Source organism: Mesorhizobium sp. M0293 (assembly GCF_040321735.1).
Taxonomy (GTDB): domain Bacteria; phylum Pseudomonadota; class Alphaproteobacteria; order Rhizobiales; family Rhizobiaceae; genus Mesorhizobium.
The window spans coordinates 1-10,523 of record NZ_JAMYSA010000165.1 but is presented as its reverse complement, the minus strand read 5'-3'; the positions used below and the strand labels follow the sequence as shown (position 1 = coordinate 10,523).

The 10,523-nt window shown below is 64.3% G+C and carries 4 protein-coding genes and 1 pseudogene; 1 reads left to right on the top strand and 4 read right to left on the bottom strand.

Features of this window, described 5'->3' with window-relative positions:
- Positions 1 to 1,975: efflux RND transporter permease subunit (locus NKJ06_RS32585; protein ID WP_352812067.1), on the top strand; the 1,975-nt coding region annotated here is incomplete at its 5' end.
- 76 nt (positions 1,976 to 2,051) lie between these two features.
- Here NKJ06_RS32585 and NKJ06_RS32580 read toward each other — a convergent pair.
- The 4 genes and pseudogenes from NKJ06_RS32580 to NKJ06_RS32565 form a co-directional block, all read right to left on the bottom strand.
- Positions 2,052 to 3,761 (bottom strand): trimethylamine N-oxide permease, encoded by a 1,710-nt coding sequence (locus tag NKJ06_RS32580; protein WP_352631517.1) that lies wholly within the window; start codon positions 3,759 to 3,761, stop codon positions 2,052 to 2,054.
- Positions 3,762 to 4,016: 255 nt separating this feature from the next.
- Positions 4,017 to 6,386, bottom strand: a complete 2,370-nt coding sequence (locus tag NKJ06_RS32575) for a trimethylamine N-oxide demethylase (protein ID WP_352631519.1) — start codon at positions 6,384 to 6,386, stop codon at positions 4,017 to 4,019.
- Between the two features lie 333 nt (positions 6,387 to 6,719).
- Entirely contained in the window at positions 6,720 to 7,346 is a 627-nt protein-coding gene (locus tag NKJ06_RS32570; protein ID WP_352812065.1) for a sarcosine oxidase subunit gamma, read from the bottom strand.
- A pseudogene (locus NKJ06_RS32565) lies at positions 7,339 to 10,319 on the bottom strand (sarcosine oxidase subunit alpha). Before NKJ06_RS32565 ends, NKJ06_RS32570 begins: the two are co-directional and overlap by 8 nt.
- Positions 10,320 to 10,523: the final 204 nt, after the last annotated feature.

Below are 10,523 nucleotides of genomic sequence, written 5' to 3'. Positions count from 1 at the left end.
TCGTATCTCTCTTCATCGCAACTCGAGCTGCGCGCTGTTCATAGCGATCTTACTTGACGTCGTAGAAGCCATGATGTGCGTCGAAATGATGGAGCGCAAGCTGGAAGAGGGGCTGGTCAAGATCGAGGCGGCAAGCTTCGCCTATTCCTCGACCGCCTTCCCGATGCTGACCGGCACGCTGATCACCACGGCCGGCTTCATCCCGGTCGGCTTCGCCGCCTCGACGGCCGGCGAATATGTCCGCACCCTGTTCTATGTCGTCGGCATCGCGCTGGTCGTCTCCTGGTTCGTCGCGGTGTATTTCACGCCATGGCTCGGCAACATGATCCTCAAGCAGCGCAAGCATGCCGGCAGCCACCACGACGCCTTTGACACGCGCTTCTATCGCCGGCTGCGCGGAACCGTCGGCTGGGCGGTGCGCCATCGCATCATCGTCCTGACGATGACGCTGGCGACCTTCGGCACCAGCCTGTGGGCGTTCCAGTTCATCCCGCAGAACTTCTTTCCGCAGTCTTCGCGTCCGGAAATCCTCGTCGATCTCTGGCTGCCGGAAGGCACCAGCGTCAAGGAGGTCGAAGCACAGGCCAAGGCGCTAGAAGCCAAGATGATGGACGACAAGGACAAGCGCTTCATCGCCACCTATATCGGCGAGGGTGCGCCGCGCTTCTTCCTGCCGCTCGATCAGCAGCTGAGCAACCCGAACTTTGCCCAGCTGCTCGTCATGGCCAATGACGAACCGGCCCGCGAACGGCTGATCGTCAAATTGCGCACCGTCCTGGCCGAGGATTTTCCGTCGATCCGCGCCAAGGTCGACCGTCTGTTCCTCGGTCCGCCGACCGGATGGCCGGTGCAGATGCGCGTCATGGGGCCGGATCGCCAGGAGGTACGCCGCATCGCCGACCAGGTGAAGGCGAAGTTCCGTGAGGATCCGCTTCTTGGCGCAGTCCATGACGACTGGCTCGAACCGGTGCCGGCCATGAAGCTGGACATCGACCAGGATCGCGCCCGTGCGCTCGGCGTCACCTCGCAGCGCATCCGCCAGACGCTGCGGGCGGCTATGTCCGGCGTGCCGCTCGACGACTTCCGCGACGGCGAGGAGACGGTGTCGATCGTCGCCCGCGAGCCGGATGCCAGCCGCAGCCTGCTGTCCTCGGTCGACTCCGTCTATATTCCGACCGATTTCGGCGGGTCCGTGCCGCTGTCGCAGGTGGCCAAGGTTGTGCCGGTGCTGGAGCAAGGCATCGAATGGCGCCGCGACCGCTTGCCGACCATCAGCGTGCGGGCGACGTTGCCCGACGGCGTGCAGTCCAACGACGTCATCACCAAGATGTACAAGGATATGCAGGGCCTGCGTAACGGGCTGGCGCCCGGCTACAAGATCGAAATCCAGGGCGGTGCGGAGGATTCGGCGGAAAGCCAGGCCTCGATCGCAGCCAAGGCGCCGATCATGCTGGCCGTCATCGTCGTGCTGTTGATGATCCAGCTGCAGCATTTCGGCAAGGCGATGCTGGTTCTGGCAACCGGTCCTCTCGGCATCATCGGTGCCGCGGCCGCCCTTTTGATCAGCGGCGCGCCGTTCGGCTTCGTCGCCATCCTCGGTGTCATCGCGCTGCTCGGCATCATCATGCGCAACTCGATCATCCTGGTCGATCAGATCGACCAGGATATCGCGAGAGGCATGGAACGCTCCGAAGCGATCATCGGCTCGGCCGTGCGCCGCTTCCGGCCGATCGTGCTGACGGCGATGACGGCGGTGCTGGCACTGATCCCGATCTCGCGCGGCGTGTTCTGGGGGCCGCTCGCCTACGCCATGATGGGCGGCATCCTCGTCGCCACCGTGTTGACCATCCTGGTTCTGCCGGCTGGCTACGCGCTGTTCTTCGGCCGCGAGCCCAAGAGGGTTGCCGAGAAGGAAGACGATCTGGCGGCCAGCGAAAAAGCCGAAAGGCCCCAACTGGCTCTGGCGGCAGAGTAAACGACAATCGGCCGGTCGCGTTTCGACCGGCCGATTGTCCACTTTGTTACGGCGGGCTGCCGACTTTTCAGGAACGTCAGATGACGAAGAACCAGTTGGCTAGCAGCATCACCACCACGCCGGCGACCAGCGTCAGATAGGGCAGCATGCCCGCCTTTTTGACCGCGAGGTCGGCTCCCGTCATGCCGAGGTCGGCCAGCATGTGGTCGGGGAACTTGCCCTTGTCCTGGACGTAGTGACGGAAGCAGAACACCGGGATGATCAGCGCCGCTGTGATCAGTCCTGCCCACAGCGCCATCGGGTTCCACACCTTGGCGCCGGCGCCCATGAAGATGGCGTTGACATAGGCGAAGATCGCCCCGATCCCGAGCAGCCAGCTCGGTGCCTTCCAAGGCCGCGCGATATGGCCGTTGTCGATGCGGTGGATCCAGCCGGCATTGAGGTTGAGGAAGTTGAAGATGATATAGCCGCAGTTCGACACGGCGAGGATGAAGAAGAAGCTCGTTGCGTCGGCCGAGGCGATGGCCAGCACGATCAGGTTGAAGACGAGATCGGTCCACATGGCGCGGGTCGGCGCGCCGTGCTCGTTGACGTGGCTGAGATAGCGCGGCAGCCAGCCGTCGACCGAGCCCTGGTAGAGCGTGCGCGAGGAGCCGGCCATCGCCGTCATGATGCACAGCACCAGCGCCAGGATCATCAGCATCACCAGCAGGCTGTGGATCAGCGCACCGCCACCGACCATGCCGGCCAATGCGTCGGCGACGCCAGAACCATCGACGATCGGCGTTGCCAGCATGCCGTTGAGGCCGAGCACGCCCTGGAAGGTGAAGGGCACCAGGATGAACAGCAGCATGCACAAAAGGCCGGAATAGAAGATCGCCTTGAACGTGTCGGTACCGGGGTTCTTGAACTCCGAGGTGTAGCAGACGGCGGTCTCGAAGCCGTAGGTCGACCAGGCGGCGATGAACATGCCGCCGAGCACCAGCGTCCAGCCGGCGATGTTCCAGGCGCCGGGTTCAGGTGCATAGGCAGCCGCCAGAGGTACCAGCGGCGAGAAATTCGCCCAGTTGATCTGGCTGGTGACGATCGGCACGACACCGACGATCAGCATCGGGATGATGACCAGCAGGCCGATATATTTCTGCACATTGGCCGTGCCGAGGATGCCGCGATGCTGGATGGCGAAGATGATCAGCATCAGCACCGCGCCGATGAAGAAGGTCGCGTTGAACGTGAACGAGACTGGTCCCAGCGTGTGGCTGTAAAGCGTCCAGTTGCGGATGGCCGGGGTTGCCGCGGCGGTCACCGCCGTGATGGCGTCGGCGGCACTCGTCCCGGCATGCGCGGCGATATAGGCGACGACATCCGGCGAGGCGTCGGTGAACAGCGGCACCGGCGCCAGCGCGTTGAGGATATAGGCGGCGGCGATCGAGCAACCGAGCGAAAGCACCGGCGACCAGGCGAACCAGTTGCACCACACCGATAGCGGCGCGATGAACTTGGAATAGCGCAGCCAGGCGGTGGCGCCGTAGATCGAGGCACCGCCGGATTTGTTCGGGAACAGGCCGGCGATCTCCGCATAGGTGAAGGATTGCAGGAAGCCCATGATCATGGAGAAGATCCAGATCGCGAAGGCCAGCGTGCCGGTCGTGCCGGCAATGCCGCCGATCGAAAACAGGACGAGGGCAGGGACGCCGCTCGCCACCCAGAAGGCGCCGCGCCAGTCGATATTCCGGTGCAGCTTGCCTTCCGCAAGCGGCTCCAGGGCAGTTACTATTGTGCTCATGTGTCTTGGTTCCCCTTTTTTGATGTTCCCCGTTCGTGACGGCCGCGACTTCGCGAGGCTTCATCATCGACGCATGCATTGAGCGACTGCCGGTGTTTCCACTCAGTCGTATTTTTTTCTTAACAGTGAAGATTGATCCGGCGCGCTTTCAGGTCAAGCGTTTTGTGAAGCCATGCACATCACGCTTGTGAGCGTAGGATCCACGTGACCGGTGAAATTACAGACCGGCCGACCTGTTTGTCGTGAAAACGGTCCTCAGGAGCGCGGTTTGGTCTTCTGCGGATCGTAATGCGCAAAGGCGACGACACGCGCTGGCAGCCGCTTGGCATGGCTGTCGAGCTTGCCGATCTCGACTTCGGTACCGATCGCGGCGTGGGTGACGTCGAGCCTGGCAAGCGCGATGTTCTTGTTCAGCACTGGCGAGCGCATGCCTGACGTGACCACACCGATCTGGGCGCGGCCGACATGGACGCAGTCGCCGTGACGGACAGCGACATTGGCATCGATGTCGAGCCCGACCAGTTTTGTCTGCGGGTGCTCTTTTCGACGGATCAGCGCCTCGCGGCCGATGAAATCGTCGGTCTTGCTCTTCAGCGGCACGGTGAAGCCGATGCCGGCCTCGAAGGGGTCGGTCTGGTCGGAAAATTCATAGCCGGCGAAGATCAGCCCGGCCTCGATGCGCACCATGTCGAGCGCCTGCAGCCCCATCGGTTTCAGTCCGTGCGGCTGGCCGGCCTCCCAGATGGCGTCGAACACCTTTTCGGCATCGCGCGGATGGCACCAGATCTCGTAGCCGAGTTCGCCGGTGTAGCCGGTGCGCGAGACGACGACGGGAATGCCGTTGCCGCCACCGATGCGCGCCACCGCAAAGCGGAACCATTCGAGTTCATCGATCGACGGCTGCAGCGGCGAGGTCCAGATGACTTCTCGGAGGATGTCGCGGCTCTTCGGTCCCTGCACGGCGACATTGTGCATCTGGTCGGTGGAGGAACGCACCAGCACGTTGAGCCCCAGCTTTGCCGCTGTCTCGCGCAGCCATTCGCCGGACAGATCATCGCCGCCGACCCAGCGGAAATTGTCCTTGCCGAGCCGCAGCAGCGTGCCGTCGTCGATCATGCCGCCGTGCTCGTAGCACATGGCGGAATAGACGACCTGGCCGACGCCAAGCTTCTTCACGTCGCGGGTCAGCGTGTACTGTAACAGAGCCTCGGAATCCGGGCCGGTGACCTCGAACTTGCGCAGCGGTGACAGGTCCATGATCACGGCATCCTGCCGGCAGGCCCAGTATTCGGCGATCGGCCCGTCCTTGGCGAAGGAATTGGCCAGCCAATAGCCCCTGTACTCCTGAAAGTTACGGGTGTGCTTGGCAAAGCTCGAATGAAAGGATGTCTCGCGGGTCATTTTCGGTTCCGAATCGGGCGTCATGCGTCTGGCGATCGCTCGCGAGAATTTGTGCTGGCCGGAATAGGTGCGCACATGGATGTCGGTCGGGTTCCAGCCATTGGCCGGCGTCGTGTCGTCGGGACAGGCGGAGGAAACGCAGACGATGTCGGTGAGCGCGCGCAACAGCACATAGTCGCCCGGTCGCGACCACGGCTCGTCGGACACCATGACGCCATGCGCGTCGATCGCGGTGTTGAAGAAGAAGTTGATCGCCATCCAGCCGGCGCGGGGCGTGACGCCCTTGTCGGCCAGCGCGCGATTAAAGTTCTCCGAGCAGTTGGTGTGGCCGGGGTAACCGATGTCGTCGTAATATTTGGCCGCGCAAGCGAGCGCGAACGCATCGTGCCGGCCGCATGTGTCCCGAACCACCTCGACCAGCGGCTCCATGTCCTGGTCGTAGTATTTCGAATGCAGGCCGGGCATCGGGTAGCTCGACCCCATCAGCGTGCGGGTCGTCGTCACGTCGAGCGGATGGTCGAGACCCTTGTCCAGCTTGCGCGCCGAAAAGCACTGGAAGTCGGTGCACTGGCGCCCGTCGACATCGATGATCTGCAGATAGTCGCCCGCCTTGACGAAATAGGATTCCGCCGTCGCCGAATGGACCCGCAAATCGAGCACCGGATCGGCCAGCGGATCGGCCAATTGCGATTTCGCGGCCGGGCGGATCGTGGCGCGCCGGACGATGACGGTCAGTGGCGTCGCCGTGTCGTGACCGTCGACCAGCATCGGCCCACCCGGGGCGGCGATGATCATCGCGCCGTCGCGTGCGACGGTGAAAGCCTGCTCGGTGCCGGCCGGCGTGGCGCCACCGAACACGCACACCGCCTTGGCTTGATCCAACTGTACCTGCCGGCGCGCAAGCCCGCGGCGCAGGGATGCCAGACTGTCGTCGCCTTCAGTCAACACGGCCTTGATGCCGGTGGCATTGCTGTTCGATGTCGCGCCAAAAATGCCGGGGTCGGTTGCGCCGGTCTTGTCCCAGGCCAGCAACTCGCAGGCCTGGCCACCCTCGACATTGTGCACAGCGATCGTGTCTCCGGCCTCGATGTCGATCAGCACCGCGCCGTTGCCCTGGATCGTATAACGCTCCATGCCCGGCGGCAGCGCGATCTGGCCAGGCCTCAGGATCAGGCTCGGCCAGGGCGGTCCGGCTGCAATTGCGGGGTAGGGCGACTGGCTCATCTCAGCCCTGCGGTTCGAGAAACAAGTTTGCCTGTGTGTGAAATTATTTTAGCAGCAAGAATAGCAGTGCGGTTGCGTTTGGCAAGGCGAAGGTGGCGTCGGGACGCGATCGGTTCAGGTTGAATTTCACAGATCAGCCTTGTCTTCCAAACGTCAGCGCTGCCCCTCATCTGGCTGCCGCCATCTTCTCCCGTAAACGGGGCGAAGGACGCTATCGTCTCCGATTTCGCCAAGTGCCAACGCCAAAGAGATGGCGCGGCATTGCGGCCAGCCTCTTTCTCCCCGTTTACGGGGAGAAATGCCCGGCAGGGCAATGAGGGGCAGCGCCGAGATCTAAAGTTCCTCGGAATGGCTGACGTCGACGTCATATTCCGCTGCCGCATCAAGCATCGTGCCCCACAGGCTTTCGGCAAAAGTCGCAAACACCAGAAGATTGAACACCGCCAGCCCATCCGGACGATCGCCCCCGCGCCAGAGCGTGGCGCTGGTGTGATCCATCGACGTCGCGGCAGCAGCGCCAATCGGGAACGCTCCAGCGTGCAGATCGATCGACGACAGCTTGGCCAGCATGGCGCGCGCATTGGCTCCGGAAATGCTGATCAGGACCCGCGCATGCGACTGGTCGGACAGCGAGGCGGCACCGGACAATGCCGGCGCCAGCGTCTGCATCGTGTGCTTGCCGCCCTTCGACAGCACGAAGAACTGATCCGGTCCCGACCAGATCAGCGTGGCGTCCTTGGCCTGTATCGCATTGGGCGCATCAGGGGCCGCCACGCCAAAACGGGCCTTGGCGGCTTTCGCCAGCTCAGCCGCTCGGCCGCGTCGCGCCATCACCTGGATCAGGTCAAAATTGCGAATCTCGGTCAGCGAAACGCCGGCGTCGGTGCTGTTTGCACTATGCGCGCCGGCGACAAGCGCATGCTCGAGCGGACTGCGGGGAACCCAGGAAAACTCAGCCACGCTGGCGCCCTCCATCCGGATCGTAGAAGACGGGATTGCACAGTTCGACATCATAATCCTCACCGCGCAACGGATCATGCGCGTGAACGATTTCGCCGATCCGCTCGCGGCCGCGCTCGACCAAGGCCAACCCGATCCACTGATCCAACGTCGGCGAGAAGCAGACCGAGGTGATATAGCCCTGGTCGTTGCCGGGGCCGGGCGTCTGACCCTTCGGGATGATGTGCGCGCCAGAGCGCAAGCGGCGGCCCTTGTCGGTCGGCTTGATGCCGACCACGACCTGGCGATCCGGGGCGATCAGTGCCTCGCGTCCGGCCATCACGCGGCCGATGAAATCCTTCTTGGTCGACATCATTTTGCCGAGGCCAAGATCGGCGGCTGTCGTCGTGCCGCTCAGTTCCGGTCCGGCGACGTGACCTTTTTCAACGCGCATGACGCCGAGCGCCTCGGTGCCGTAAGGCGTCACACCGAACGGCGCGCCGGCCAGCATCAGATTGCGTGCCATGGCGTCGCCGAAGCGTGCCGGCACGGAGATCTCGAAGGCCATTTCGCCGGAAAACGAGATGCGGAACAGCCGCGCCTTGAGTCCGCCGCGCAAGCTGACTTCCCGCGCGCCCATGAACGGAAAGCCTTCGTTCGACAGGTCTTCAGACGGATCGACGATCTCCTTGAGCAGATCGCGTGTCCTGGGACCGGCAATCGAGAATTGCGCCCACTGGTCGGAGACCGAGGTCAGTTGTACGTCGAGTTCGGGGAACAGCACCTGGCGGCAGAATTCGAGATGCTGCATCACCAGCCCGGCCTTGGCGGTGGTGGTGGTCAGGAATAATGATCCTCGGCCAGCCGCGACGTGGTGCCGTCGTCATAGACGATGCCGTCCTCGCGCAGCATCAGCCCGTAGCGTGCTTTTCCCACCGCAAGATTGGAGAAGGTGTTGATGTAGACGCGGTCGAGGAAGGCGCCGGCATCGCGACCGTGCACGTCGATCTTGCCGAGCGTCGAGACATCGCAGAAGCCGACGCCGCCGCGCACCGCCTTGACCTCGCGGGTCACCGATTCCAGCCAGTCCTTCTCGCCCGCGCGGGGGTACCACTGTGCCCGCTTCCACAGCCCGGTGTCGACGAAGATCGCACCCTGTTCCACGGCCCAGTGATGCGACGGCGTCAGCCTTGTGGCATGGAATGTCTCGTCGCGATGATGACCGGCGAAGGCGCCGATGGCGACCGGCACGTAAGGAGGCCGGTAGATCGTCGTCCCGGTCTCGGGAATGGAACGGCCGCTCACTGCAGCCATGATGGCGAGGCCGGCGACATTCGAGGTCTTGCCCTGGTCGGTGGCCATGCCGAGCGTCGTATAGCGCTTCAGGTGCTCGACCGATTCAAAGCCCTCGCGCTGCGCCAGTTCGATGTCGGAAGCGGTGACATCGTGCTGGTAATCGACAAAGGCTTTTCCCCTGCCGGCGACATGCCAGAGCGGCGTCAGCGAAAACGCCTCGTCGTCGGCGACAGGCGCAATGCCCGTCGTGCCGCTGTGCCCTGCATCACGTGCTGCCGCCGCGCCGGCGGCAAATCCCTGGCTCAGGCAGGCGCCGAGCCCGAAATCGCCATTGGCGGCGCCGGCGGCAACCATGCCCGGAGGGGCGCCATCCGGCACGAAGGCTGATATGTCGTCACGCCATGTCGGCCGGCCGCGATGGTATGAGGTCAATCCGACCGCCGGGTTCCAGCCGCCGGAAACGGCGAGGCCGTCGGCTTCGACTTCCGCGCGCGCGCCGCCGGTCAGCGACACCGCGATTTTCCGGACACCGCCCTTGCCGCCATCGACGCCGCTGACCGAGCCGTGCAGCACCGCGAAGCCACCCTTGGAGGCCAGCGAACGATGGGCTGGAGATACATCAGGCCGTGCGTCGATGACCGCTGCGATCTGAAGTCCAGCACCGAGCGCGGTCTCGACCGTGCGCCAGCCATCCTCATTGTTGGTGAACAGCGCGATGCGTTTGGCCGGCGTCGCGGCATAGCGAGCGATGTAGGTTCGCACGGCGGAGGCCATCATCACACCGGGCGTGTCGTTGCCGGCAAAAACGATCGGCCGTTCGATGGCGCCGGCCGCGACGATGCAGCGTTTGGCCACGATCCGCCACAGCCGCTGGCGCACGTGATGCTCGGGCGGTGAGGGCAAATGATCGTTGACCCGCTCGACCGCGCCATAGGTGCCGCCATCATAGACGCCAAACAGCGTTGTGCGGTTCATGATGCGAACGTCGGGCATATCTGCCAGTTCGGCTAGCGTCCGCGACAGCCACTCGGCTGCCGGCAGGCCGTCGATCGTGCCGCCGTCCGACAGCAAGCGGCCGCCGAGCGTGAAATCTTCCTCGCACAGGATGACGCGGGCACCACAGCGGCCGGCCGCCAATGCCGCGGCCAAACCGGCCGGACCGGAACCGGCGATCAGCACATCGCAATGCGCCCATGCCTTGTCGTAGTGGTCCGGATCGGCAACACCGGCGGCGCGGCCAAGGCCGGCGGCACGGCGGATCGCCGGCTCATAGATCGCTTCCCAAAACTTCGCCGGCCACATGAAGGTCTTGTAGTAGAAGCCGGCAACGAAGATCGGCGCGAACAGCTGGTTCACCGACATCACATCGTGGCGCAGCGACGGCCAGCGGTTCTGGCTCGCGGCTTCCAGCCCGTCATAGAGCTCGGCCGTCGTCGCCTTGGTGTTAGGCTCGCGCCTAGCGCCCGTGCGCAGTTCGACCAGCGCGTTTGGCTCTTCCGAACCGGCGGTGAGGATGCCGCGCGGGCGATGGTACTTGAACGAGCGGCCGACCAGCTTGACGCCATTGGCGATCAGCGCCGAGGCCAGCGTGTCGCCCTGGAAGCCGGAGAAAGCCTTGCCGTCGAAGCGGAAGTTCAGTGGCGCCGAGCGGTCGACAAGACCGCCGGAAGGGAGACGGTGGGATTGGCTGGAGGTCATGACTGCCGACCCTCCATGAGTTCGATGATATGCGAGCGGGTGGCGCCGAACCTTACCCTCCCCCTTGTGGGGAGGGTCGCTGCGAAGCAGCGGGGTGGGGGTGCGGCGCCGCCCCCCCCCCCCCCCCGCCCGGGCCGCCACCCCCCAGGGGAGGGGGGGGGGGGGGGCGGCGCGGCGCCGGCCCGCGCCGCGGGCGGGACAGCC